Source organism: Microbacterium sp. STN6 (assembly GCF_026410545.1).
Classification (GTDB): domain Bacteria; phylum Actinomycetota; class Actinomycetes; order Actinomycetales; family Microbacteriaceae; genus Root112D2.
Genome location: NZ_JAPMIT010000004.1, coordinates 81,895 through 107,153, shown reverse-complemented (window position 1 = coordinate 107,153; position 25,259 = coordinate 81,895). Strand labels below are relative to the sequence as shown.

Sequence of the window (25,259 nt, the reverse complement as noted above, 5' to 3'; positions counted from 1 at the left end):
GGCGGGGTGTGCTGTGATGGTCGGGTGAGCGACGGGCTCGAACAGTTCTCCCCGGCGACCCGGCAGTGGTTCCGCGGGGCGTTTGCCGCGCCCACCGAGGCGCAGCGCGGGGCGTGGCAGGCCATCTCGAGCGGGTCGCACGCGCTCGTGATCGCGCCGACCGGCTCAGGGAAGACGCTCGCCGCGTTTCTCTGGGCGATCGACCGGCTGGCGGCATCCGCGGGCACGGTGAAGCGTGGAGAATCGCGCGACGATTCCGCGGTGATGCGCACAAGAGTCCTCTATATCTCGCCCCTCAAAGCGCTCGGCGTCGACGTGGAACGCAACCTGCGCTCGCCGCTCGTCGGCGTCACCCAGACGGCACGGCTGCTCGGCTCCGAACCGCCCGCCATCACCGTCGGCGTGCGCTCGGGCGACACCCCCGCCGCAGACCGGCGCGCGCTGCTGAAGAGCCCCCCAGACATCCTCATCACGACGCCCGAGTCGCTGTTTCTCATGCTCACCTCGGCGGCGCGCGAGACGCTGCGCGGCGTCGAGACCGTGATCGTCGACGAGGTGCACGCCGTCGCCGCCACGAAGCGCGGCTCGCATCTGGCCGTCTCGCTCGAGCGACTCGACGCGCTCCTCGCCCGGCCTGCGCAGCGCATCGGCCTCTCGGCCACGGTGCGCCCCGCCGAGGAGGTGGCGCGGTTCCTCGGCGGCCGCGCGCCAGTCGAGATCGTCGCGCCGACGGCGACCAAACGCTTCGACCTCCGCGTGGTCGTGCCGGTCGAAGACATGAGCGAGCTGGGCGCCCAGACGACGGATGGCGACGGGGAGAGAACGTCCGGCTCCATCTGGCCGCACGTCGAGGAGGCCATCACCGACCGCATCCTTCAGCATCGTTCGACGATCGTGTTCGCCAACTCACGCAGGCTCGCCGAGCGGCTCACGTCGCGCCTGAACGAGATCTACGCCGGGCGGCTTGCGTGGGGTTCGACCGAACCGCCTCATGACTCGGCACCGGTTGCCGGGTCGGGCGAGCATTCGCGGGACCCGAAAATGGTCGGCGGGACCCGAAAAGAGGGGTCCGGCGAGCGCACGTGGGGTCCCGGGACCCAAACCGGGCCCGCCGCGACGGCAACCCGCGCGCCGGCCGAGATGATGGGCGGCTCGGGGCAGAGCGGCGGCAGCAATCCCGACGCACCGATCCTGGCCCGCGCGCACCACGGCTCCGTCTCGAAGGAGCAGCGCGCCCAGATCGAGGACGACCTGAAGACCGGCCGCCTGCGCTGCGTTGTGGCGACATCAAGCCTCGAGCTCGGCATCGACATGGGCGAGGTCGACCTGGTGGTGCAGGTCGAATCCCCGCCCTCGGTCGCAAGCGGGCTGCAGCGGGTAGGCCGCGCCGGCCACCAGGTCGGTGAGGTCTCGCGCGGCGTCCTTTTCCCCAAGCACCGCGCCGACCTGGTGCACACCACCGTCGCAGCCGAGCGGATGGTGGCCGGCCTCATCGAGCAACTCGCCGTGCCCGCGAACCCCCTCGACATCCTCGCCCAGCAGACCATCGCGGCCGTCGCGCTCGACGAGGTCGACGCCGACGAGTGGTTCGACACGGTGCGCCGCAGCGCCCCGTTCGCCACACTCCCGCGAAGCGCCTTCGACGCCACACTCGACCTGCTCGCCGGCCGTTACCCGTCAGACGAGTTCGCCGAGCTGCGGCCGCGCATCGTGTGGGATCGCGACACCGGCACGCTCACCGGCAGGCCCGGCGCCCAGCGGCTCGCCGTCACCAGCGGCGGCACGATCCCCGACCGCGGCCTGTTCGGCGTCTTCATGATCGGGGGCGAGGGGGCGGCCAGCGGCGGACGGGTCGGCGAGCTCGACGAGGAGATGGTGTACGAATCCCGCGTCGGCGACGTCTTCGCCCTGGGCGCGACGAGCTGGCGCATCCAGGAGATCACGCATGACCGCGTGCTCGTCACGCCAGCCTTCGGCGAGCCGGGCCGGCTGCCGTTCTGGAAGGGCGACAGCCAGGGCAGGCCGGCCGAGTTGGGCGCAGCGATCGGCGCGTTCCTGCGCGAGGTGAGCGGCGCGGGCGAGAGCGAGGGGATCGCGCGCTGCGAGGCCGCCGGGCTCGACGAGCGCGCATCCGCTAATCTGCTGGCCTTCGTCGCCGAGCAGAAGGAGGCCACGGGCCACGTGCCGACCGACCGCACGCTGGTTGTGGAACGCGTGCGCGACGAGCTCGGCGACTGGCGGGTGATCTTACATTCCCCGTACGGCATGCAGGTGCATTCGCCGTGGGCGCTCGCGGTCGGCGCCCGCGTGCGCGAGCGCTTCGGGCTCGACGGCAGTTGCGTGGCCAGCGACGACGGCATCATCGTGCGCATTCCCGACACCGAAGCCGAGCCGCCGGGCGCCGAGCTGTTCGTGTTCGCCCCCGAGGAACTCGAGGCCGTCGTGACGGCAGAGGTCGGCGGCTCGGCCCTGTTCGCCTCACGCTTCCGCGAGTGCGCGGCCCGGGCTCTGCTGCTGCCCAAGTACAACCCGGGCAAGCGGTCGCCGCTCTGGCAGCAGCGGCAGAAGGCGTCGCAGCTGCTCGACGTGGCGCGCAAGTACCCGAGCTTCCCGATCATCCTCGAGACGGTGCGCGAGTGCCTGCGTGACGTTTATGACCTGCCGGGTCTCATCGCGCTGGCCAGGCAGCTGGGCGAGCGGCGCATCCGCATCACCGAGACCACGACGCAGACCGCCTCGCCCTTCGCGCGCACGCTGCTGTTCGGCTACGTCGCCGCGTTCATGTACGAGGGCGACAACCCGCTCGCCGAGCGGCGGGCGACCGCGCTCACCCTCGACGCGGGCATGCTCGCCGAGCTTCTCGGCCGCGTCGAGCTTCGCGAACTGCTCGACCCCGCCATCATCGACACCGTCGAGAGCGAGCTGCAGCGCCTGGCCCCCGAGCGGCGGATGCGCGCCGACGCCGAGGGGGCCGCCGACCTGCTGCGAATCCTGGGTCCGCTGACGAGCGCCGAGGTGGCCGCCCGCCTCGCCCCCGCTGCCTCCCCCGCCGGTCGAGCAACGAGCGGTAGTGAGCGTGTCGAGACCGCGCAGACGGATCTCGATACGGCCGCTGCGCCACCCCCTCAATCAGCGGAAGAGGCGACGGCGCTGCTCGACGGGCTCGTCGCGGCGAGGCGCGCGCTGCGGGTCGGCATCGCCGGCGACGAGCGCTATGCCGCCATCGAAGACGCCGCCCGCCTGCGCGACGCCCTCGGCACTCCCCTGCCCATCGGCGTTCCGGTGGCGTTCATCGAACCGGTCGACGATCCCCTCGGTGACCTCGTGAGCCGTTACGCCAGAACACACGGCCCCTTCACGACAGCGGATGCCGCAGCCCGCCTCGGCCTCGGCGTCGCCGTGGTCGCGGCCGCCCTGCGCCGGCTCGCGCACGAGAGGCGCGTCGTCGAGGGCGAGTTCCGTGCCGAGGCCCAGGGGTCTGAGTGGTGCGACGCCGAGGTGCTGCGGCGCATCCGTCGTCTGTCGCTTGCCGCGCTGCGGCACGAGGTCGAGCCTGTCGAGCCGCAGACGCTCGGGCGGTTCCTGCCGGCGTGGCAGCACGTCGGCGGGTCCCTGCGCGGAATCGACGGGGTCGCCTCCGTGATCGAGCAGCTCGCCGGCGCCCGTATTCCGGCATCGGCATGGGAGTCGCTCGTGTTGCCCAGCCGCGTCGCCGGCTACAGCCCGGCCATGCTCGACGAGCTCACCGCCACCGGCGAGGTCGTCTGGGCCGGCGCCGGGGCGCTGCCGGGCCGTGACGGCTGGGTCACGCTGCACCTGGCCGAGACCGCGCCCCTCACCCTGCCGCTGCCGACCGAGCACGACACCGATGAGCTGCAGCGCGAGATTCTGGTGGCGCTCGGCGCAGGCGGCGGCTTCTTCTTCCGCCAGCTTTCGGATGCCGTGGGCTCCACCGACGATGATGCACTCGTGACCGCGCTGTGGGATCTGGCGTGGGCCGGCCTTGTCACGAACGACACGTTCGCGCCGCTGCGCGCGCTGACCGGCACGGGCGGCGGAGCACACAAGCGCCGCGCCGCGCCGCCCCGCAGCCGGCTGTACCGTGGCCGCGGCTACTCCCGACCCACCATGCCGACCCGGGTCGGGCCGCCGACCGCAGGCGGTCGCTGGTCGATCCTGCCGGTCGCCGAGACCGACGGCACGGTGCGGGCGCACGCGCACGCCGAGACGCTGCTCGAGCGCTACGGCGTGGTCACGCGCGGCGCCGTCATGAACGAGGGCGAGCCCGGCGGCTTCGCCCTGGCATACAAGGTGCTCACGGGCTTCGAAGAGAGCGGGCGCTCGCGCCGCGGCTACTTCGTCGAGACCCTCGGCGCCGCACAGTTCGCCACCGCCGCGACCGTGGACAGGCTGCGCAGCTTCGCCGCCGAAAGCACGAACCGCGGCTCCGGTGCCGACCACGACGGCACCGGCACGGGCCCTGGCAGCACCGGCCTCGGCGCCATCGCTCTCGCCGCCACTGACCCTGCGAACCCCTACGGCGCCGCTCTTCCCTGGCCGTCCGAAACGGCGACCGGCCACCGCCCCGGGCGAAAGGCGGGCGCCCTCGTCGTGCTCGTGAACGGCGCCCTCGCCCTGTACGTCGAGCGGGGCGGCAAGACCGTGCTCACGTTCGCCGACGATCCCGCCAGCTACGCCGCGGCCGCACATGCCCTCGCCCGGCTCATCACCCTCAAGCACGTCGACCGGCTCACCATCGAGACGATCGACGGCGAGTTCGCGATCGGCACGGCGCTCGGCGACGCACTCGAGGTGGCCGGGTTCGCCGCCATCCCCCGCGGCCTGCGCATGAGGCGCTGAGCGCATGCCCGAGGGAGACACCGTCTACCAGGCCGCCCGACGCCTCGACTCGGCGTTGCGCGGCGAGGTCGTCACCCGATCCGACTTTCGCGTGCCGACGTTCGCGACCGTCGACCTCTGCGGGGAGACGATGCACGAGGTCGTCAGCCGCGGCAAACACGTTCTCATGCACATCGGGGAATACACCGTGCGCAGCCACCTCAAGATGGAGGGCACCTGGCGCCTCTACCGCCCCGGGGAGCGATGGCAGCGGCCCGCCCACGAGGCGCGCCTCGTGCTCGAAACCGAGCGGTGGCAGGCCGTCGGCTTCGCCCTCGGCGAGCTCGACGTCGTTGCCCGCCGTCACGAGGGTCAGCTGGTCGGGCACCTAGGCCCCGATCTTCTCGGCCGCGACTGGGATGCCGACGAAGCCTTGCGCCGCGTCGCCGCAGCCGCCGACGCGCCCATCGCCGTGGCCATGCTCGATCAGCGCAACCTCGCCGGCCTCGGCAACGTGTACGTGAACGAACTGTGCTTTCTGCGCGGGATGCTGCCCACGCGCCCCGTACGCGACGCCGACCTGCCGGCCACCATCGACCTCGCGCATCGACTCATCGTGGCTAATCGCAACCGCGTCTCCCGCACAACCACCGGGGATGACCGCCGGGGACGGCGGCTCTGGGTGTACGGACGCGCGGGAGAGGCGTGCCGCCGCTGCGGCACGCGCATCCGTCATTCGCGTCTGGGGCCGACGCCGAGCGAAGAACGGGATGCATACTTCTGCCCGCACTGCCAGAGTTGAGGAAGCGAGCGGATTGAAGAAGCGAGCGAAGGCGAGCAATTGTGCCGAAGCGTAAGCTACCGCTCGGCAGTTTCGACCCGAGCCGGCAATGACGCCGGCCGTGGCCGCCTTTGAGAAGAGAGGTTTCCATGACGATCCAGGTTTCGGACGAGGAGCAGGCAGCCGCGTCCCAGGAAGGCAGCGCAACGCGGACGGCCCGTGCAGCGCAGGCCGCGCACCCCGAGCGCAACAGCGACTTCGACCCGAGCGCGTTCCGTGCCGTCTTCGAGAGCCGCTTCACGTGGGCCGCCGCCTTCGAGCGCAACACGCACCGCTACGGCAACCGCACGGCGCTCACCCACTCGACGACCGGCGAGTCCTGGACCTACCGCGAGCTCGGTGAGGTCACCGGGCGCCTGGTCGCCGGCCTGGCCGAACGCGGCGTCGGCGTCGGCGACGTGGTGGCGTACCAGCTCATGAACGTACCCGAATTCGCGTTCCTGTACGTTGCCGCGCAGGGGCTGCGCGCGGTGAGCTCGCCCATGAACTTCAGGCTGGCGCCGGCAGAGACCGCGCACATCCTGAACACCACTCGGCCGCGCATCTTCATCTACGACAGCAACGCGGCAGACGAGACGGCGAAGGCGCTGCGCATCGCCGAGTTCACGCCAGACGTGATCGTGGCGGTGGGTGAGGGCGAACGGCTCGACGGCGCGATCGGCTTCGACGAGCTGCTCGCGAACGACGGCCCGACGTTCCGCACACCCGACGGGGCGACCGTGTGGGACGAGACCTCGCGCCTCTACACCTCGGGCACCACCGGCATGCCGAAGGCGGTGCCGCTCACGAGCCTCAACGAGACCCTGAGCGCGCACGACGTTGTCATGCACTTCCCGCTCGGCCCGCACGACAAGTCCATGAACATGTCGCCGTGGTTCCACCGCGGAGGCAACTACTGCGCCGGCCCGAACACCATGTTCTTCGTCGGCGGCGAGGTCGTCACACTTCCGCAGTTCACCGCGGATGCCGTGCTCGACAACGTCGAGAAGTATGGCCTCACGTACGTGATCGGCGCCCCGACCAACCTCGAGCGGCTGGCCGATGCGCAGGAGGCGAACCCGCGAGACCTCAGCTCGCTCAGCGGCATCGTCACCATGGGTGCCCCGCTCGACCGGGCTGCGGCGCTGCGCTACCAGCGCGTGCTGACGCCGCGCATCGCCAATGGTTACGGCACCACTGAGGCGTTCTGGAACACATACCTCAGACCAGAAGACCTGCCGGATGCTGCGGGTGCGGCCGGTCGCGCGTGCCTCGACGACGACGTCGCCGTGGTGCGGGTGTATGCCGATCGCATCGCCACCCCCGACGACCACGCCGCCAAGAACGGGCAGGAGATCGGCGAGGTCATCATGCGTTCGGTGAAGAGCGGCTACGGCTACATGGACAATCCCGAGGAGGTCAAGGCGAAGTTCCACGACGGCTGGCTGTACCCGGGCGACCTGGCCACGTGGGACGAGAACGAGATGGTGACGGTGGTCGGCCGCAAGGACGACATGATCATCTCGGGCGGCGAGAACGTGCACCCGGTGCAGGTCGAAGAGGTGCTCTCCGGGCATCCGGACGTGGCCGACAGCATCGTCGTCGGCATGCCGGACGAGGAGTGGGGCCAGCTGGTGGTCGCGTACGTGCAGCCGAGGGCGGGCAAGTTCACCGACCCGCAGGCGGCCGCGACGGCGCTCGACGCGTTCTGTCGCGCAAGCGACGCCCTCGCGGCATACAAGAAGCCGCGCCGCTACGCGTTCGTCGACGAGCTGCCCTACACCGCCACGGGCAAGAAGCAGCACTTCGTGATGAAGGAGCGCACGACCGCCGACAACGAGGCCGGCCTCTTCACCAAGCCGTAGCGCCGCGAGTAGCGCCAACACTGAGAGTCGCCTCGCAATGGACGCCCCCGCCGCCGAAGTCCACATCGACGCCGCGCTGGTCGAGCGCCTCATCGAGGCGCAGCACCCCGACCTCGCGGCGCCGGTGCGGCTCGTCACGAACGGCTGGGACAACGCCCTGTTCCGACTCGGCGACCGCCATGCCGTGCGGCTGCCACGCCGGGAAGCCGCGGCCGAGCTCGTCGTGAACGAGCAGCGCTGGCTGCCGGACCTCACCAAGCGCCTCCCGGTACCGGTGCCCGTGCCGGTCAGACGCGGTGCGCCCGGCATCGGCTACCCCTGGTCGTGGAGCATCACCGACTGGTTCGACGGCACGGATGCCGACCTCGTGCCCGCGGCCGAACGCGCCGCGGTCGCCATCGAGCTCGCCGAGTTCCTGGCCGCGCTGCATCACGAGGCCCCGACGAGCGCGCCCTTCAATCCCGTTCGCGGGGTTCCGCTGCCCACCCGCTCGGCCGCGATGGTGGGCCGGCTGGATTCCGGCTCACTTCCCCGTGTCGACGACCTGCGCGCGCTGTGGAATCGTCTCGTCACCACGCCGCCCTGGGGCGCCCGCCCGGTCTGGCTGCACGGCGACCCGCACCCCGGCAACGCCATCATGACCACGGATGCCGCAGCCGCGCCCCGTCTCGCCGCCATCCTCGATTTCGGCGACATCACCGCGGGCGACCCGGCCACCGACCTCGCCGCCGCCTGGATGTGGTTCGAGCCGGCAGGGCGCGCACTCTTCCGCGCCCACATCGACGAGCTGTGCCACGTGGATACCCACACGTGGCAGCGCGCCCGGGGCTGGGCGCTCAACATGGGCGCGGCGATCGCCGCAGCCTCAGACGACAACCCCCGCCTCGCGGCGATCGGCGCCCACACGCTGACCCAAGTGCTGCTCGACGACTGAGCGCACCCGCGTGTCAGCGGCGGCGCCGGCGTCGTGACCGGGCGGTAGAGGCGGCCTTGCCGCCGCGCCTCGCGGCGGGCGCGCCGCCGGCCGTGCCGCGCGCCTTGCCGCCGGCCGCCTTTTGGGGCGCGGTGCCGTCGGCGGCGGGCGCATCCGCTCTCGTGCCGCGCGAGCTGCGGGCGGTGCGTCCGCGCACGATGCCCACGAACTCCTCAACGAGCGGGGTCGTGCGTTCCGCGGGCCAGACAAGCGCGACCGTGGTGGGGGCGGCATCCGTCACCGGGCGGTAGGTGACCTCTTTGCGCGCGTGCAGTCGGGCCAGCGACTGGGGCACGATCACGACGCCCTGGCCTGAGGCGACGAGCGCGATGGTCGCAGGCACGTGCCCGCTCGCATCGAGCATCTCGTCGGCGTCGAGGTCGGCGAGCGCGACCTCGTCGAACGCGGTGACGGCGTGGTCCTTCGGCACGACGACGACCGCGGCCTCCTGGTAGAGCGGGATCACGCTCAGCCCCTCGGCGGCGACGGGCAGCCGCACGAAACAGGCGTCGGCCTCGCCGTGCCAGAGCGAGTCGACGGCCACCGTGGGGTCCACGGTGAACGACTCGAGACGGATGCTCGGCACACGTTCGCGCCAGACCCGCTGCCATTTCGAGAGGGTCACCCCCGGTACGAACCCGACGCGGAAGGATTCGTCGGCCATGCTGCTCAGGCTACTGCAGCGGATACGCTGGGAGGATGGCGAAGAGCTCCGATCAGACGATGAAGGCCGAGACGGCCGCGAAGAAGCTCGGCATTCTGCTGGCGGCGGCACCCGAGGAGTTCCGCACGCGCCCGATCTCGCGCAGTGAACTCACCGAACTGAACGCCAACCCGCCAGCGTGGCTCGAGGAGCTGCGCCAAGACGGCCCGCACCCGCGCCAGGTGGTCGCGGGCAAGCTGGGCGTCTCCACGTCGGGGCTCGCCCGCGCGGGCATCACCGAGCCGCTCACCACCGCGCAGATCACCGAGCTGCTGCAGAGCCCGCCCCCGTGGCTCGTGCGCGAGCGTGCCACGCAGGCCGAGGTGCGCGCCGAGAAGGTGCGCATCAAGCAGCGCGACGCCGAGCGCCGCGCCCGCACCCGCGCCGACAGCTAATCCCGGCTCTCCGTCCAACTCACAGTCACTGGGTCGGGCCACATCGCGAGTCTCCACGCGCGCAACCCGCAAAATGGCCCGACGCAGCGAGCAAACCCTGACTCAGCGAGCAACCCTTGACTCAGCGGCGGGCCGCGCGCAGCGCCGTCAGCCCCACCATCGCAGCGCCGAGCGCGGCGAGCGGCGCCAGCGTGTTGCGGTGGCGCGCCAGCCACGCCTGCGCGCTCCACGAGGCCGAGCGCGAATCGAACTGCCCGTGCGTGCCGAAGTCGCGATCCTGGTCGGCCGGATTCCACAGGTTCACGGGCTGGTCGGGGTCACGCGGCTGGTCGGTCTGCTGCCCCTTGTAGCCGGTGCGGGCAAGGTAGTGGTCGAGCAGCCCGGGAACGATCTTGTTGGCGATCAACGTGTACACGGTGCTGCGCCCCACCCAATATTCGCGCCTGCGCGGATGCGCCGCCGCGTGCACCACGGCACGCGCGGCGACCTCGGGCTGGTAGATGGGCGGCACCGGCTGCGCCTGGTTCGGCAGCCGCGAGAGCACCCACGAGAACTGCGGCGTGTTCAGCGCGGGCATCTGCACCATGGTCACGTTGATGCCGCTCCTGTCGTGCAGCAGCTCGCAGCGCAGCGATTCCGTGAAGCCCTGGATGGCGTGCTTCGACGCGCAGTACGCCGCCTGCAGCGGTATTCCCCGGTAGGCCAGCGCCGAGCCGACCTCGACGATCGCCCCGCGATCGCGCGGTCGCATCCGCTTCAATGCCGCCTGCGTGCCGTACACGAAGCCGAGGTAGGTCACCTCGGTGGTGCGCTTGAACTCGTCTGAACTGATCTTCGCGACCGGCGCGAACACCGACGAGAACGCCACGTTGACCCACACGTCGATGGGGCCGAGCTCGTTCTCCACGCGCTCGGCGGCGGCATCGACGGCGTCGGCGTCGGAGACGTCGAGCGGGATCGTCAGCGCCCTGCCGCCGGCCGCCTCCACCTCCGCGGCCGCGCCCGCGAGGCCCGCCTCACCGCGGGCGATCAGCGCGACCGTGTCGCCGAGCCGCCCGAACGCGATCGCGCTCGCCCGCCCGACGCCGCCGCTCGCACCCGTGACGACCACCACCCGCGGCCTCGCCACGCTTCCCGCGTTCTCGCGCACCATGGCCTCGGTCGGCAGGTCGTTCACGTCGCTCACCCCTCGTTGTCGTCGTCTCGGTCACATCTGCCCACACGCTACGCGCGGGCTTTGCAGGCGACAAGACAAGCGGATGCCGGGCCGGGCAGCACCCAGCGGACTGCCAGATGTGCGCACCAGACGTACACTGTGCGCAGAAGCGCCCGGGCGCAGAAGTGCCCAGCGCAGAAGCACCCAGCGCGACGCAAAGGAGTCACTCGAATGACAGACGACATCGTCGAACCCGTTGCACCACAGCCCGCCCAGCCGAACACCACCCAGCGGATGCCGCATATCAGCCAGCCGCCGGGCGACGAGTTCCAGCTCGGCGAACGCGCCGTGTTCGAGCACCGCGGTGTCGACTACACCGTGCACCTCATCGACGACGACAACTGGGTGATCCGCAGCGCCGATGGTCGCACCATGGGCTCGATCTACATCATCTCCCTCGCCGGTGAGGAGGGCGAGCCGGTCTACGGCGTGCGCGAGCCCGGCAGCCTCGACACCTACAGCGAAGGCACGGATTGGCGCGGGATCGCGGCCGCCGTGATCAACGAGGTGCTCGACGAGCCGAGCCCGGAGAACGACTGAGGCAGCAGCATCCGTACCCACCCATCGGCTGCAAGACCCCGGCGAGCGTGCGGCTATTCAGGAGGAACTTCGCGACACGCCGATGCCTGCAGTGGCGAACACGGCGTGGCGCCCGATTCTTCCTGAGTTAGCGCACGCGTGACAGTAGCGCAGGCGTGACAGTAGCGCGGGGTGTGACGACCCATACTCGCGCAGCAGTCAGCCGACGCGGTAGCGGTCCGCGTCCTCACGACGCAGGGTGAGACCGAGGCCGGGGGCCGAGGCATCCGGTTCGACGCTGCCGCCCTGTGGGTCGAGGGTTCCGTCGAAGAACATGCGCTCGATGCGCACATGGTCGTGGAACCACTCGAGGTGCCGCGTGTTCGCCGCGGCCAGCGCCGCCTGCACGTGCACGTGCGGCGCGCAGTGCCCCGAGATCTGCAGGTGAAAGGATGCCGCAACGCCCGCCGCAGCCAGCCAACCCGTGATTCCTCCGCACCGCGTGGCGTCGGCCTGCATGCAGTCGACCGCGCCGGCCTCGCACATGCGCCGCACGTAGCCGGGCGAGGAGGCGTACTCCCCCGCCGCCACGTCGGCCGCGACCGCCGCCCGCACCTGCCCCAGCCCGACGAGGTCATCTGACGACACCGGCTCCTCGAACCAGCGGATCTCGAGGTCGGCCGCCTCGCGCATCACCCGGACGGCCTGCTTCGCGGTGTAGCCACCATTGGCGTCGACGAACAGCTCGGTGTCGCTGCCGATCACCTCGCGCGCCTGCCGCATGCGCTCCAAATCGCGCGAAACCCGCTGCCCCCACGATTCGCCGATCTTGATCTTGACGCGAGGAATGCCCTGCTCATGCGCCCAGCCGCCGAGCTGGTCGCGCAGCTGGCCGGGGTTGTACGTCGTGAATCCGCCGCTGCCGTACACGTCGACGCTCTCGTGCGCGGCGCCGAGCAGCGACTGCAGCGGCAGCCCGAGCAGCTTCGCCTTGAGATCCCACAGCGCGATGTCCACGGCCGAGACGGCGTAGCCGGCGATGCCGGAGCGACTCATGTTGCGCACGGCAGCGGCCATGAGCCACGCCGCGCGCGGCACGTCGAACGCCGAGAGCCCGACCACGACATCGGCCAGCGTCTCGCGGGCGACCGACGCGCAGGCCGGCGGCCCGTAGGTGTAGCCGAGGCCCGTGACGTCACCCGAGCGCACCTCAACGAGCACCATGGTCGTCTTGTCCCAGGCGTAGGTTCCGTCGCCCTCGGGCGCGTCGGTCGGAACGGTGTAGACCGAGGCGTCGAGCGCGTCGATGCGCGGCTCGCTTGCGGTCACCAGCGCATCATTCCTTCTTCTCGTCGTCGTCCTGGCCGATGTTCAGCTTGCCCTTCACGCGCTCGATGCCCTCCGAGACGAGCGCCTCGGCCGAGTCGCGAATCGTGTTGGCACCGTACGGGTCGCCCTTGAGCAGCGCCACGGCCACGTTCTTCGCGAACTTCTTGGTGATATCCGGCGGCAGCGGCGGCACGTTCTTGCTCGTGTACGCGTCGATCACGGTGATGCCCTGGTTGGCGAATGCGGTGTCCCACGCCGCCGCCACATCGTCATCGCTCCTGACACGGATGCCGGTGAACCCGAGCAGTTCGGCCCAGCCCGCGTAGTCCACCGACTCCACCACCTGCGACGTCTTCCACACTGGGTTCGCGTCTTCCGTGCGCATCTCCCACGACACCTGTGTGAGGTCGTCGTTGTGCAGCACCATGATGATGAGCTGCTTGTTCTCCCACTGCTCCATGTACTTCTTGATGGTGATCAGCTCGTTCATGCCAAGCATCTGGAACGCGCCATCGCCGATCGTGCAGATGACGCTGCGGTCCGAGAACGCGAACTTCGCCGCCTCCGCATACGGCATGGCGGCGAGCATGCTCGCCAGCCTTCCGGAGAGATCACCCATCATGCCGCGGCGCAGACGGATGTGATGCCCGTACCAATCGGCGGTGGATCCGGCATCCGCTGTCACGATCGCCCGCGGTGGCAGGCGCTTGTTGAGCTCGTAGTAGACGCGGCGCGGGTTGACGCCGTCGTCGTAGTGCAGCATGGCCTGGGCCTCCATCTCGTTCTCCCACTCGACCATGCCGTCGGCGACCTCCTGCTGCCACGAGAGGTCGGTCTTCTGCTCGAGATGCGGGATGAGGGCTTCGAGCGTGGCCTTCACGTCGCCCCACAGGTTCAGCTCGGTGGGGTAGCGCAGGCCCATCTGCTCGGGCTTCAGGTCGACTTGGATCGCCTTCGCCTGGCCCGTCTTCGGCATGAACTCGGAGTACGGATAGTTGGTGCCGAGCAGCACAAGGGTGTCGCAGTCCTGCATCTGTTTGGCGCTCGGAAGCGAGCCGAGCAGTCCCAGCTGCTGCGAGTGGTACGGCACGTCAGACGGCACGACCTGCTTGCCGCGCAGGGCCGTGATGAGGCCGGCGCCCGCGAGTTCCGCCGCCCGCAGCACCTCATCGGTGGCGCCGTTCGCGCCGTGCCCGACCATGAACGTGACCTTCTTGCCCTCGTTGATGATCGCCGCAGCCTTCAGAATGTCGCTCTCGGGCGGGGTCACCGCAATCGACGGAGCGACGGCGCTCGAGCGCGACACCCAGTGCGCCACCGCGGGCTCGGCCATCTTCATGGCCTGCACATCGTGCGGCAGAACGATCACGGCCGGGCCGAGGCGAACGCGCGCAGTGCGGAACGCGGTGTCGATGACCACCTGCGCCTGCTCGGGCGACACGATGGTCTGCACGTACACCGCCACGTCGGCGAGCGCCCGCTCCAGGTTGCTCTCCTGCTGCGCGAACGTGCCGAACGCGTTCAGGCCCTGCTGGCCCACGATGGCGACGACCGGCTGGTTGTCCATCTGCGCGTCGTACAGCCCGTTGATCATGTGGAACGCGCCCGGGCTCGAGGTGGCGATGCAGACCCCGACCTCGCCGGTGAACTTCGCGTGCGCGGTGGCCATCAGCGCGCAGATCTCCTCATGCGTCGGGCGGATGTAGCTCAGCCCCTCGCCCTCGCGTTCGGCCTTGCCGAGCGCGCCATCGAGCGCGCCAACGCCGTCTCCCGGGAACCCGAAGACCCGGCTGACCCCCCACTTCTGCACTCGGTCGATCAGGAAATCGCTGACGGTTGTCATCTCTTCTACCTCTCTGTGCCTGCGTTGATGAGTCGGTCGGCGGCCCGTGCCGCAACGGCCATGATCGTGAGGGCCGGATTCGCGCTGCCCTGCGTCGGCAGCACGCTGCCGTCCGTGATGAGCAGGTTGGGCACCGCGAACGTGCGGCAGTACTGGTCGACAACGCCGTCCTTCTCGTTTGTCGCCATGCGCGCGCCGCCCACCAGGTGGGCGAAGCGCTTGATCGTGATGACCTCGTCGGCGCCGGCCGCCTGCAGAATCGTCTCCATACTCTGCCGTGCGGCATCCACGAGCATGCGGTCGTTGTCGCATTGCGAGTAGCTGAACCGGGCCACGGGGTTGCCGTTGCGGTCCTTCTCGTCGGCGAGCGTCACCCGGTTGTCGGCCTGGGGCAGAAACTCGCACAGCGCGCCGAGAACGGCCCAGTGCACGTAGTCCGTCATCCGCTCGCGAAGGTCGTGACCCCAGTGACCCTGCGCAGCCTCGTGCTCCGCCCAAGTGATGGGCAGCGGCGAGACGGTCTGAATGGAGTAGCCACGTTTGTACGGCTTCGTCGGGTCGGTCTCGTAGAACTCCTCGCTCGAGACCTCGGGAGGGGGCGCCTTGAACATGCGCACCTCGTCGTCGAAGCGGCCGCCGGTCTGCGGCGCGCCCTGCACCATGAGGTAGCGGCCGACCATGTCGAAGTCGTTGCAGAGCCCGTCGGGGAACCGCTTGCTCGCCGAGTTCAGCAGCAGCCGCGGCGTCTCGATCGAGTAGCCGGCGATGGCGACCATGCGCGCCTTCTGAAAGTGCTCGCGGCCGTCGCGAATGTAGTGAACGCCGGTGGCGAGGCCGGTGCGGTCGTCGACCTCGACACGGGTGACCATGCTGTCCGGGCGGATCTCGGCCGAGTGCGCCAGGGCATCCGGCACGTGCGTGATCAGCGGCGACGCCTTCGCGTTCACCTTGCAGCCCTGCAGGCAGAAGCCGCGGTAGATGCAGTGCGGGCGGTTGCCGAAGACTCCGTTGGTGATGGCGACCGGGCCAACACGTGCCCCGATGCCCGCGGCGAGTGCCCCGCGCAGGAAGATCTCACCGTTGCCGCCGACCGGATGCGGCGAGTACGGGTACGAGTGCGGGTCGCCCCACGGCCAGTCCTCGCCCGCAACCGGCAGTTCCTCTTCGATCAGGCCGTAGTAGTCGGCCAGATCGCTGTACTCGATGGGCCAGTCGGCGCCGACGCCGTCGCGCGTGTGCGTCTCGAAGTCGCTCGGATGGAACCGCGGCGTGTAGCCCGCGTAGTGCACCATCGAGCCGCCCACGCCACGGCCCGAGTTGTTCGAGCCGAGCGGGATCGGGTCGTCGCCCGTGATCACGCGGGGCTCGGTCCAGTACAGGGTGTGCGAGCCCGCCTCGTCGCTCACCCAATCCTCGTCCGGGTCCCAGAACGGCCCCGCGTCGAGGCCGACGACGCTCCAGCCCGCGCGCGCCATGCGCTGAATCAGCGTCGAGCCGCCCGCGCCGCAGCCCACCACGACCAGGTCGACCTCGTCCTGATCGGCGTAGCGCCGCATCCGGTCTCTCAGGCTCTGGTTCGTGCGCGTTCCGTCGGTGGGCAGCAGCCATGCGGACTCGTTGCGTTCGCGCACCGTGCTCATCGTCTGCCCTCCCTCGCCGGGTCGTCTTTCGGCATTGCGTCGTGCACCTCGTACGGTTCGAGCGTGCCGACGTGCGCGTTCTTGTAGCCCCGCGGATACGCCGGGCCCGAGAAGCCGATCTCGTTCCAGGCGGCGGGGTGCGAATAGAAGGCGGTGCAGGCGTAGCGCATCCAGAGGTTCCAGGTGCGGTTCGCGTTCATGCCGTGCCATTCGCCTTCCGGGTCGGCCTTGTGGATGGCCGTCAGGATCGCCTGCTGCTGGTCGGAGTCGCAGTCGGCGAAGGCCTTGCCGTGGGCGGCGTGCGCGTCGTCGTCGAGCCCGTGCACAGTCGCCTTCCAGACGTCGTGGTCGCGCGGCATCCCCTCGAAATGCCAGCCGTCGGTGCTGTCGTCGGCCATGCGGATGTCGATCATCTGCGCCACCGGCACGATGGGGTCGTCGATCTGGCCGGTGAGCTGGTCGAGCAGGGCCGCCGCGGTCAGGAACTCGGTGGCGGTGAAGAAGCGCAGGTGCGGGTCGGGGTTCAGCCGGTTCACGATGAGTTCCCGCGTGACGTCGTCCCACGCGCCGGCCTGGCCGAGCACGTCGAAGCCCGGGAAGCGTGGGTGGTCTGCTCCGTAGCCGTGGCGGTGCTGGCTGCCGAAGTCCTTCTCGGCGTTCACTTCTCTCGCCTCAGCACGGCGGCAAGCAGCCCCATGCCGCCCACCAGCGTCACCAGCAGCGGCGCCAGCAGGGGCGGCCCCATCTCGATGTTGTAGAGCAGGTTCTTGCGTAGGCCGCCGGGCTTGCGGGCGATGCCGCGCACGTGCAGCCAGGTGCCCTGAAGGCCGTTGGCCACAATGACAGCGGATGCGATGGGAAGCGCCGTCTTCGCAAGCCTCTTGCTCACCACACCGCCGACGCCCGCCGCCGCGCCCACAGGCCCGAGCGCCACGGGAATCCACATGAGCTTGTTGCCGAAGCTCGCGCGGTCATGCTCGAAGAAGATCTCGGCCGCGGTGATGAGCGAGCCGATCGCCGTGAGCCCCGAGAGGCTGCGCTCGAACCGTCCCGTGCGCACATTGCGCACCATTCGATCGACCCCGTAGATCGCCTCTGCCGCCCTCTTCTTCGCTCGCCGCCGTGCCACAGCGCTCCCTTCGGCGACCGACTGCCGGTCTGGCTTGCGCGCGGGCCTCTCGGGCCGGCCTCGCGCGCCGCCGGTCTGCCTCCCACGTATACTCGCCGTTTGCCACCTCGCAAGGATGCGACGAGACTCGCAGGTCATGAGCAGGTTGGCTGCCGGCCGCATCATCGTGGGCACCTCAGGGTGGCGTTACCCGTCGTGGCGCGGCGATTTCTACCCCGCCGGGCTTCGCCAGCGCGATGAGCTGGCGTACATCGCGGACCGTCTGGACTCGGTCGAGATCAACGGCTCGTTCTACTCGCTGCAGAAGCCGGCGAGTTACCTGTCGTGGTCGGCGCAGACTCCGCCGGGCTTCGTGTTCGGCGTGAAGGGTGGGCGGTTCATCACGCACATGCTGCGGCTTCGGGGCGTGGAGACGGCACTCGCGAACTTCTTCGCCTCCGGGGTGCCGCTGCTCGGCGAGAAGCTCGGGCCGGTGCTGTGGCAGCTGCCCGAGCGGCACACGTTCGATGCCGAGCAGCTCGACGCATTCTGCGCACAGCTGCCGCGCACCCTGGCCGCCGCCCGCGAGCTGGCCGCCCGCCACGACGCCCGCGTCGACGCCTCCTGGCTCGACGACGACGCCCCCACGCCCGTTGAGGGGGCCGCCCCGCGGCCGTCTCGAACCCCAGCCTCCGCCCCCACGCCGGTTGAGGAGGCCGCCCCGCGGCCGTCTCGAAACCCACCCCCCGCGCCGCCGGACACCCCCATCCGCTACGCGCTCGAGCCCCGCCACCCGAGCTTCGACACCGACGCGTGCGCCGCCGTGCTCGCCCGCCACAACATCGCGCTCGTGGCCGCGCATTCCGGCGACCGCTGGCCGCTCATGCGCCGTCTCACCGCCGACTTCGCGTACGTGCGCCTGCACGGCGGCCCCGAGCTCTACGCGAGCGGCTACACCGACGGCGAGCTCGAGCGGATGGCGGAGCAGGCGCATGCCTGGTCGACGGGAGCGCCGGACGGCATCCGTCGTGACGTGTTCTTTTACTTCGACAACGACGCCCGCGGCCATGCCCCGCACGACGCGCAGGCGCTCATGCGCCTGTGCGCCGAACCGCCTACCGCGCGCGCATAATCACTCTCACGCACGCCTCACCCTCTCGGGCCGTGCCGAAAGTGGGTGTTCGCGACGAGACGCGCAGGTATAACACCCGACTTCGTCGCGAACCCCCACTCTCGGCGCCGGGCTGCTCAGCGGCCCCCACTCTCGGCGCCGCGTTACTCAGCGGCCGGTTGCGTCTGCGCCCCGGACAACCTCACCACGCCACGCGCCGGTCTCGAAGCCGTTCGCCTCGATGCGGTCCTTGAAGGTGCGCAGGTCAGCTCTCGACGACCACCTGGTCGGGCGCCTTGTCGGGCCGCCAGCCGCGCCACGACGGCTGCCGCAGCCGCCCCGTCGATGTCCACTCGGCGAACTGCACCTCGCCCACCAGGTTCGGGGTGACCCAGGTGACCCCGGCAGCATCCGCTCTGGGCACGTCTGCGAAGGGGGACGTCTTGCGAACCCGCTTGCCGAGCCGCGCCGCCAGCTCGTCGAGCTCGCGGTCGCCGAAGCCGGTGCCTACCTTGCCCACGTACCGCAGCGAGCGCCCCTCGGGAATGCCGAGCAGCAGCGAGCCGACGCCGCCCGAGCGGCGCCCCTTGCCGGGGCTCCAGCCGCCGATGACCACCTCCTGCGTGCGGTGGTGCTTCACCTTCACCCACGCCTTCGACCGCCTGCCGACGCTGTACGTGCTGTCGCGGCGCTTCGCCATGACGCCCTCGAGACCCAGCTCGCCACTGCTGCGCAGGGCGACGTCGAACCCATCGTCGATCTCGGGCGGCACCTGGATCGCGCCCGCCGGCTGCACCGTGTCGAACAGCCGCGCCCGGCGCTCGTCGTACGTCTCGCCCGTCAGCCGCTCACCTTCGTGCTCGAGAATGTCGAACAGCAGGTACTGCACGGGGGCCTTCGGCGCCGCCTTCGCCACATCCGCCGCTCGGGTGAGGCCCATGCGTGTCTGCAGCAACCCGAAGTCGGGCCGGCCTGCACGGTTGACCGCCACGATCTCGCCATCGAGCATCGCGCTGCCTGCGACGCGTTCCGGCAGCGCCTCGACGAGCTCGGGGTACGTGCCCGTCACGTCGTTGCCGTTGCGTGTGGTCAGCCGCACTCCGCGATCGTCGACCGTCGCGATCGCGCGGATGCCATCCCACTTCATTTCGAACGCCCATTCGGCCTCGTCGGCGTGCGCGAAGTCGGAATCGCGGCCCAGCGTCGCGAGCATGGGAGACAGAGCAGCGGATGCGCGGGCCGATGCCCGTGCCGAAGACGCGCGTCTCCAAGCCGAGGGGGCGCTGGGTTTCGAGACGCCGCTGCGCGGCTCCTCAACCCGCGTGGAGGGGGCGCTGGGTTTCGAGACGCCGCTTTGCGGCTCCGGGGTCCGCGTGGAGGAGGTGCCGGGCGAGTCCTTCATCAGGTGGATCAGCCAGTTCTTCTCGCCGTCGCGCCCACCGCCTCCGGTGTGGATCAGCGCCACCTTGCGCGGCCCGCCCAGCCCGCCGTCGCCCCGCCCATGCAGCGTGACGATCACCTCTTTGCCATCGCGCCACTTCTCGAGCTCGTATTCCCCGGAATCCCAGATCGTCACCTCGCCCGCGCCGTACTCACCCTTCGGAATAGTGCCCTCGAAGCTGCCGTACTCCAGCGGGTGGTCCTCCGTCTGCACGGCCAGGTGGTTCTTCTTCGGCTCGGTCGGCACGCCCTTCGGCAGCGCCCAGGAGACGAGCACGCCGTCGTGCTCGAGCCGAAAGTCCCAATGCAGGCGTCGGGCGTGATGCTCCTGAATCACGAAGCTCTGCCCGGTCGTGGGTAATGCCGCCGCGCTCGGCACGGGTTCCGGCGTCTTGGCGGCATCCCTCATCGATCGGTACGTCATGAGGCGGTCGACCGCCGCGGGCTCCGAGGTTGCGAGCACCTTTTCGCGCACCTCCTCCGGCGTGCCGACGTGTCCCTCGCTGAGCGCCGCGAGCGGGTCTGCGCGCCGCTTCATGCGCCGCAGCACCTCGTCGTACTCGAGGTGGGCGAGGTCGGGCGACGACAGCTCACGCCAGGTGCGTGGCACCGCAACCGTGGGGCGGAACCGCCCGCGCAGCGAGTACGGCGTGATGGTGGTCTTGGCGCCATTGTTCTGGCTCCAGTCCACGAGCACCTTGCCCACGCGCAGCGACTTCTTCATGTCGCTCACGACCAGGTCGGGGTGGTCCGCCTCCAGCGCCCGGGCGAGCTCGTGCGCGACCGCCGAGATGGCGTCGCTCGTCTGCGACCCGTCGAGCGCGCTATAGAGGTGGATCCCTTTGCTGCCGCTCGTGACCGGCATGGGGTCGAGGCCCATATCCTTCAGGATGCCGCGGGCCAGCCTCGCGACCTCGGCACAGTCGGCCAGGGTCGCCCCCTCGCCCGGGTCGAGGTCGAGCACGAGCCGGTCCGGGTTGCGCCGCTTGCCGTGCGGGCCGAAGCGCCACTGCGGCACGTGCAGCTCGAGCGCGGCGATCTGCGCCAGCCACGTGAGAGTGGCCCGGTCGTTGAGCAGGGGGTACTCGTTCGTGCGGCTCTTGTGCTCGAGGCTGCGGCGCTTGACCCACGAGGGCGCGGAGTCGTCGAGGTTCTTCTGGAAGAAGACCTCGCCCGGCTTCTCGGGCGTGCCGACCCCGTTGACCCAGCGCTTGCGGGTGAGGGGGCGGTCGGCGGCATGCGGGATGAGCACGTCGGCGATCTCGGCGTAGTACGCGAGCACGTCGCGCTTCGTGGTGCCGGTGACGGGGTACAGCACCTTGTCGAGGTTGGTGAGCGTGATGCGGTGCCCGTCGACCGACACCGTCTGCTTCTTCGGCTGCGCCATGGCCCCAGCATGCCCCGGGTTTCCAGACAGCGCTTCGCGCTTCCTCAACCCGCACCCCCTACCGGCCTGCAGCTCTGCAGGAGAAGTCGCACGACACGCCGTCACCGCACGCGCCTCGAGCGGCGGGTCTCACAATTCGTCCTGCAGAACTGCAGATGGTGGTGCAGGCAAGCGGGGTGTTCACTGGGGCCATGAGGTCTATCTGGAAGGGATCGATCGCGTTCGGCCTGGTCAACGTGCCGGTGCGGCTCTACAGCGCGACCGAAGATCACGATGTGTCGCTGCACCAGGTGCACGACCTGGATGGCGGGCGCATCCGCTATCAACGCCGCTGCGAGATCTGCGGGCGCGTCGTCGACTACGAGCACATCGACAAGGCGTACCAGGAGGACGACCGCACGGTCATTCTGACCGACGAGGATCTGAGCACCCTGCCCGAGGAACGCAGCCGCGAGATCGAGGTGGTCGAGTTCGTGCCGAACGAGCAACTCGACCCGATCATGTTCGACCGCAGCTACTTTCTCGAGCCCGATTCCAGCTCGCCCAAGGCGTACACGCTGCTGCGCCGCACCCTCGAGGAGACCGACCGCACCGCCATCGTGCACTTCTCGCTGCGGCAGAAGACGCGGCTCGGCGCCCTGCGTGTACGTGGCAAGGTGCTCATGCTGCAGTCGCTGCTGTGGAACGACGAGGTGCGCGAGGCCGACTTCCCCTCGCTCGAGACGAGCGTGCGCATCTCGGCGCAGGAGCTGAAGATGTCCGGCTCGCTCGTCGAGTCGTTCGCCAGCGATTTCGAGCCCGAGAAGTTCACCGACGAGTACCAGGAGCAGCTGCGCGAGTTGATCGAGGCCAAGCTCGAGCAGGGCGACGCGGTCGACACCGAGGCCACGTTCGGCAAAGAGACCGAGGAGGCCGAGGGTGGCGAGGTCATCGACCTCATGGAGGCGCTGCGCCGCAGCGTCGAGAAGAACCGCGGCACGTCGAGTGGCGGCGGGGCCTCGAAGCGAACGGCGAAGAAGACAGCGGATGGCGGCAATCCCGCCGCCACCAAGCGCTCCACCGCCGATAAACCTGCCGCCAAGAAGCCCGCGCCGAAGAAGAAGCCTGCCGCCAAGAAGCCCGCGCCGAAGAAGAAGGCCGCCGCCAAGAAGCCGACCGCCAAGAAGCCGACCGCGAAGAAATCGGCGCCCAAGAAACCCGCCGCCAAGAAGTCCGCCTAGGTCGGCGGCCCTCAGTCTGCGGCGAGCATGGCGCGCAGCTCGCTTTCCGCTGCGTCCAGACGGTGCGGGTCGATGGTCTCACCGTCGTTGTAGTGGTCGACGACCCGCGGGTCGACGTAGCTCGTGCGCGCAATGGTCGGCGTGTTCCCGAGCACGTCAGAGGCGTCGTGCATGGCCTTGGTGACCGCCGACGTGCGCGCCTTCTTCGTCGCCTGCGGCCCGCTGCGGGCGAGCGAGACGGCGGCGGCGACCGTGCCGTGCAGCGTGCGGAAATCCTTCGCGGTGAAGTCCCCGCCCGTGCGCTCCTTGACGAACGCGTTGATCTCCGCCGGCGAGAGCGAGCGCCGCCTCCCCCGCTCGCTCCACGACAGCAGCGGGCCGTCGCCGCCACGACGCAGGCGGCCCCGCACGTACGCGGCGAGGTCGGCATCCACGATGTCGCTCTCCCACAATTGCCCGCTCTTGGCCGGGAAGTGCAGCGTCACGGTGTTGCCGTGCAGCGAAGCGTGCGTGCACAGCAGCGTCGAAAGGCCCCGGCTGCCGTTCGTCTCGGCGTAGCGCTCGCTGCCGATCCGCAGGGAACCGGTGTCGAGCATCCGAAACGCGGCGGCGAGCGCCCTGGCCCGCTTGTCCTCGCGCTGCCGCAGCGCCCGGGTGACCTGCCCGCGCGCTCCCGGCAGCGACTCGGCGAGCGCGAGCGCCCGATCGAACTTGTCGCGGTCCTTCCGCTCGCGCCACACCGGGTGGTAGAGGTACTGCTTGCGCCCGGCGGCGTCGATGCCCACGGCCTGGATGTGGCCGTTGGGGTACGGGGCGATCCACACGTCGGTCCAGGCGGGCGGGATCACCAGGGCGTCGAAGCGGTCGCGCAGCTCGGCATCCGTCACCGTGTTGCCCTGGGGGTCTCGGTAGGTGAAGCCGCTGCCGGCGCGAAGACGGTGGTAACCGCGGCCGGAAGGGTCGCTGCGGCGCAGACGGGTCACGGCAAGCCCCCTTCCTTCACGGTGGCGTGTGGACGAGCCGCAAGGGCCGCCTGCTCGCACCGTACCGCCGCGCGCCGAACCGTCGCCACACCGGGCCTGCCCACCTGAGCGGGCCCTGAGCAAACCGGGCATGGCGCGGGCGCCGGTGGTAGACCGGCGGCATGGATCTCGGCATCGACGGGCGCGTCGCGTTGGTGAGCGGCGCCGACTCCGGCATCGGCTGGCACACCGCGCGGCGTCTGCTCGCCGAGGGCGCCACGGTGGTCATGACCGACATCGATCGCGAGAAGCTCGACGCGGCCGCCCTGCGCCTCGACGCCCCGCCTGGCTCGCTGCACGCGTTCGCCGCCGACATCACCGACGAGGCCTCGGTCGCCGCCCTCGCCGAGCACACGCACAACGCGGTGGGCGAGATCGACATTCTGGTGCAATCGGCGGGCATCACGGGCGCGCAGGGGCTGTTCCATGAGATCGATCAGAGCGGATGGGCCCACACCATCGACGTGGACCTGCTGGGGCCGGTACGACTCGTTCGCGCGTTCCTCGACGACCTGCGCAGCGGCGGGTGGGGCCGGCTGGTGTTCCTCGCCTCGGAAGACGCGGTGCAGCCGTACGACGACGAGCTGCCGTACTGCGCGGCCAAGGCGGGAATCCTCGCGCTGGCGAAGGGCCTCTCGCGCTCATACGCGTCAGAGGGGTTGCTCGTGAACGCGGTGTCGCCCGCGTTCATCGACACCCCGATGACCGACGCCATGATGCACAAGCGCGCCGAGAAGCTCGGCACCGACCTGGACGGCGCCATCGCGTCGTTCCTCGCCGAGAAGCGGCCGTTCATCGAGCTCGGGCGCCGGGGTGCGCCCGAGGAGGTCGCGAATGTCATCGCGTTCCTCTGTTCCGACCGCGCATCCTTCGTCGTCGGTTCGAACTACCGAGTTGACGGCGGGTCGGTCGCGACGATCTAACGAAAGACCTACAGGAAAGGACGCATCATGGGATTCCAGCCCCAGCATCAGGACACACCGGGCCACATGTCGCGCATGACGCCGGTTCCCGATTGCGGCGAAGAGAGCTACAAGGGCAGCGGCAAGCTCGAGGGCAAGGCCGCCGTCATCACGGGCGCCGACAGCGGCATCGGCCGCGCGGTCGCCATCGCGTTCGCGCGCGAGGGCGCCGACGTTCTCATCGCCTATCTCAACGAAGACGAGGATGCCGAAGAGACCGCGCGCTGGGTTCGCGAGGCGGGGCGCAAGGCGGTTCTCGTGGCCGGCGACCTGGCCAGCCCTGAGCACTGCCGCGAGGTCATCGACACGGCCGTGAGCGAGTTCGGGCGCGTCGACGTGCTCGTCAACAACGCGGCGTACCAGATGACGCACGAGACCATCGAGGAGATCAGCGATGAGGAGTGGGACTACACGTTCGACGTGAACATCGGTGCGATGTTCCGGCTCATCAAGGCGGCGCTTCCGCACATGCAGCCGGGATCGTCGATCATCGGCAGCTCGTCGATCAATTCGGATTCGCCGAGCCCCACTCTCGCCCCCTACGCGGCTACGAAGGCGGCGATCGCGAACCTGAGCGCGAGCCTCGCGCAGCTGCTGGGCAAGCGCGGCATCCGCGTGAACAGCGTGGCGCCCGGTGCGGTGTGGACCCCACTCATCCCCTCGACCATGCCAGACAAGAAGGTTGAGCACTTCGGCGACAACGCCGCGCTCGGCCGCGCCGGCCAGCCAGCCGAGCTCGCGCCCGCCTACGTGCTGCTCGCCTCGGACGACGGCAGCTACATGTCGGGGTCCCGCGTGGCCGTCACGGGCGGCCGCCCCATTCTGTAAGCCCGGCGCTGGCCCCGGAGCGCCGAAGGCGCGTCTCGA

General features: G+C 70.1%; 19 protein-coding genes. 10 read left to right on the top strand and 9 right to left on the bottom strand.

The genetic code is table 11. The features are described 5' to 3' along the window. The first annotated feature begins 24 nt into the window (after nt 1-24). From OSC27_RS12680 to OSC27_RS12665, 4 genes are all read left to right on the top strand, one after another. On the top strand, nt 25-4,860 hold the full coding sequence (locus OSC27_RS12680) for a DNA glycosylase AlkZ-like family protein (protein ID WP_267181839.1): 4,836 nt from the start codon (nt 25-27) through the stop codon (nt 4,858-4,860). Nucleotides 4,861-4,864: 4 nt separating this feature from the next. Further along, on the top strand, nt 4,865-5,641 hold the full coding sequence (locus tag OSC27_RS12675) for a DNA-formamidopyrimidine glycosylase family protein (protein ID WP_267181838.1): 777 nt from the start codon (nt 4,865-4,867) through the stop codon (nt 5,639-5,641). 128 nt (nt 5,642-5,769) lie between these two features. Further along, nucleotides 5,770-7,524 (top strand): class I adenylate-forming enzyme family protein, encoded by a 1,755-nt coding sequence (locus OSC27_RS12670; RefSeq protein WP_267181837.1) that lies wholly within the window; start codon nt 5,770-5,772, stop codon nt 7,522-7,524. 37 nt (nt 7,525-7,561) lie between these two features. Continuing rightward, nucleotides 7,562-8,458 carry an aminoglycoside phosphotransferase family protein gene (locus OSC27_RS12665; RefSeq protein WP_267181836.1) on the top strand — a complete coding sequence of 299 codons (897 nt, stop codon included), beginning with the start codon at nt 7,562-7,564 and terminating at the stop codon, nt 8,456-8,458. Nucleotides 8,459-8,471: 13 nt separating this feature from the next. Here OSC27_RS12665 and OSC27_RS12660 read toward each other — a convergent pair whose 3' ends face one another. Continuing rightward, nucleotides 8,472-9,161, bottom strand: coding sequence for a LysR family substrate-binding domain-containing protein (locus tag OSC27_RS12660; RefSeq protein ID WP_267181835.1), 690 nt, complete (start codon nt 9,159-9,161; stop codon nt 8,472-8,474). 35 nt (nt 9,162-9,196) lie between these two features. Between OSC27_RS12660 and OSC27_RS12655 the strand changes: the two genes are divergently transcribed. Then, on the top strand, nt 9,197-9,595 hold the full coding sequence (locus OSC27_RS12655) for a DUF5997 family protein (RefSeq protein ID WP_267181834.1): 399 nt from the start codon (nt 9,197-9,199) through the stop codon (nt 9,593-9,595). A gap of 121 nt (nt 9,596-9,716) precedes the next feature. Here the strand turns inward: OSC27_RS12655 and OSC27_RS12650 are convergent, their stop codons facing one another. Next, entirely contained in the window at nt 9,717-10,781 is a 1,065-nt protein-coding gene (locus tag OSC27_RS12650) for an SDR family oxidoreductase (RefSeq protein ID WP_267181833.1), read from the bottom strand. A gap of 201 nt (nt 10,782-10,982) precedes the next feature. On the opposite strand from OSC27_RS12650, the gene OSC27_RS12645 reads away from it, so the two are divergent. Further along, complete coding sequence (locus OSC27_RS12645; protein WP_267181832.1) at nt 10,983-11,351, top strand: hypothetical protein; 369 nt, start codon at nt 10,983-10,985, stop codon at nt 11,349-11,351. 198 nt (nt 11,352-11,549) lie between these two features. On the opposite strand, the gene OSC27_RS12640 is transcribed toward OSC27_RS12645, so the two are convergent. The 5 genes from OSC27_RS12640 to OSC27_RS12620 are packed head-to-tail and all read right to left on the bottom strand — an operon-like array spanning nt 11,550 to nt 17,271. Further along, nucleotides 11,550-12,659, bottom strand: a complete 1,110-nt coding sequence (locus OSC27_RS12640) for an enolase C-terminal domain-like protein (protein ID WP_267181831.1) — start codon at nt 12,657-12,659, stop codon at nt 11,550-11,552. 7 nt (nt 12,660-12,666) lie between these two features. Next, nucleotides 12,667-14,502, bottom strand: coding sequence for a thiamine pyrophosphate-requiring protein (locus tag OSC27_RS12635; protein ID WP_267181830.1), 1,836 nt, complete (start codon nt 14,500-14,502; stop codon nt 12,667-12,669). A gap of 5 nt (nt 14,503-14,507) precedes the next feature. Then, complete coding sequence (locus OSC27_RS12630) at nt 14,508-16,142, bottom strand: GMC family oxidoreductase (protein ID WP_267181829.1); 1,635 nt, start codon at nt 16,140-16,142, stop codon at nt 14,508-14,510. Continuing rightward, nucleotides 16,139-16,804: a gluconate 2-dehydrogenase subunit 3 family protein gene (locus OSC27_RS12625; protein ID WP_267181828.1), complete on the bottom strand. Its 666-nt coding sequence runs from the start codon at nt 16,802-16,804 to the stop codon at nt 16,139-16,141. The genes OSC27_RS12630 and OSC27_RS12625 overlap by 4 nt, the downstream gene beginning before the upstream one ends. Next, entirely contained in the window at nt 16,801-17,271 is a 471-nt protein-coding gene (locus tag OSC27_RS12620) for a hypothetical protein (RefSeq protein WP_267181827.1), read from the bottom strand. The genes OSC27_RS12625 and OSC27_RS12620 overlap by 4 nt, the downstream gene beginning before the upstream one ends. 136 nt (nt 17,272-17,407) lie before the next feature. Between OSC27_RS12620 and OSC27_RS12615 the strand changes: the two genes are divergently transcribed. Then, nucleotides 17,408-18,382 carry a DUF72 domain-containing protein gene (locus tag OSC27_RS12615; RefSeq protein ID WP_267181826.1) on the top strand — a complete coding sequence of 325 codons (975 nt, stop codon included), beginning with the start codon at nt 17,408-17,410 and terminating at the stop codon, nt 18,380-18,382. A 244-nt stretch (nt 18,383-18,626) separates the two neighbouring features. Here OSC27_RS12615 and OSC27_RS12610 read toward each other — a convergent pair whose 3' ends face one another. Next, nucleotides 18,627-21,188 carry an ATP-dependent DNA ligase gene (locus OSC27_RS12610; RefSeq protein WP_267181825.1) on the bottom strand — a complete coding sequence of 854 codons (2,562 nt, stop codon included), beginning with the start codon at nt 21,186-21,188 and terminating at the stop codon, nt 18,627-18,629. Nucleotides 21,189-21,379: 191 nt separating this feature from the next. On the opposite strand from OSC27_RS12610, the gene OSC27_RS12605 reads away from it, so the two are divergent. After that, nucleotides 21,380-22,408, top strand: a complete 1,029-nt coding sequence (locus tag OSC27_RS12605) for a Ku protein (protein ID WP_267181824.1) — start codon at nt 21,380-21,382, stop codon at nt 22,406-22,408. An 11-nt stretch (nt 22,409-22,419) separates the two neighbouring features. Here OSC27_RS12605 and OSC27_RS12600 read toward each other — a convergent pair whose 3' ends face one another. Then, complete coding sequence (locus OSC27_RS12600) at nt 22,420-23,391, bottom strand: DNA topoisomerase IB (RefSeq protein WP_267181823.1); 972 nt, start codon at nt 23,389-23,391, stop codon at nt 22,420-22,422. Between the two features lie 161 nt (nt 23,392-23,552). Between OSC27_RS12600 and OSC27_RS12595 the strand changes: the two genes are divergently transcribed. Continuing rightward, nucleotides 23,553-24,353, top strand: coding sequence for an SDR family NAD(P)-dependent oxidoreductase (locus OSC27_RS12595; protein ID WP_267181822.1), 801 nt, complete (start codon nt 23,553-23,555; stop codon nt 24,351-24,353). A 27-nt stretch (nt 24,354-24,380) separates the two neighbouring features. Then, nucleotides 24,381-25,220 (top strand): glucose 1-dehydrogenase, encoded by an 840-nt coding sequence (locus tag OSC27_RS12590; RefSeq protein WP_267181821.1) that lies wholly within the window; start codon nt 24,381-24,383, stop codon nt 25,218-25,220. Nucleotides 25,221-25,259 lie beyond the last annotated feature (39 nt).

Bases quoted from the DNA above. Each gene is read 5' to 3' on its own strand.
- OSC27_RS12605 (WP_267181824.1), top strand. From the start codon at position 21,380: ATGAGGTCTATCTGGAAGGGATCGATCGCGTTCGGCCTGGTCAACGTG.
- OSC27_RS12655 (WP_267181834.1), top strand. From the start codon at position 9,197: ATGGCGAAGAGCTCCGATCAGACGATGAAGGCCGAGACGGCCGCGAAG.
- OSC27_RS12630 (WP_267181829.1), bottom strand. From the start codon at position 16,142: ATGAGCACGGTGCGCGAACGCAACGAGTCCGCATGGCTGCTGCCCACC.
- OSC27_RS12665 (WP_267181836.1), top strand. From the start codon at position 7,562: ATGGACGCCCCCGCCGCCGAAGTCCACATCGACGCCGCGCTGGTCGAG.
- OSC27_RS12660 (WP_267181835.1), bottom strand. From the start codon at position 9,161: ATGGCCGACGAATCCTTCCGCGTCGGGTTCGTACCGGGGGTGACCCTC.
- OSC27_RS12670 (WP_267181837.1), top strand. From the start codon at position 5,770: ATGACGATCCAGGTTTCGGACGAGGAGCAGGCAGCCGCGTCCCAGGAA.
- OSC27_RS12590 (WP_267181821.1), top strand. From the start codon at position 24,381: ATGGGATTCCAGCCCCAGCATCAGGACACACCGGGCCACATGTCGCGC.
- OSC27_RS12610 (WP_267181825.1), bottom strand. From the start codon at position 21,188: ATGGCGCAGCCGAAGAAGCAGACGGTGTCGGTCGACGGGCACCGCATC.
- OSC27_RS12615 (WP_267181826.1), top strand. From the start codon at position 17,408: ATGAGCAGGTTGGCTGCCGGCCGCATCATCGTGGGCACCTCAGGGTGG.
- OSC27_RS12635 (WP_267181830.1), bottom strand. From the start codon at position 14,502: ATGACAACCGTCAGCGATTTCCTGATCGACCGAGTGCAGAAGTGGGGG.
- OSC27_RS12645 (WP_267181832.1), top strand. From the start codon at position 10,983: ATGACAGACGACATCGTCGAACCCGTTGCACCACAGCCCGCCCAGCCG.
- OSC27_RS12675 (WP_267181838.1), top strand. From the start codon at position 4,865: ATGCCCGAGGGAGACACCGTCTACCAGGCCGCCCGACGCCTCGACTCG.
- OSC27_RS12595 (WP_267181822.1), top strand. From the start codon at position 23,553: ATGGATCTCGGCATCGACGGGCGCGTCGCGTTGGTGAGCGGCGCCGAC.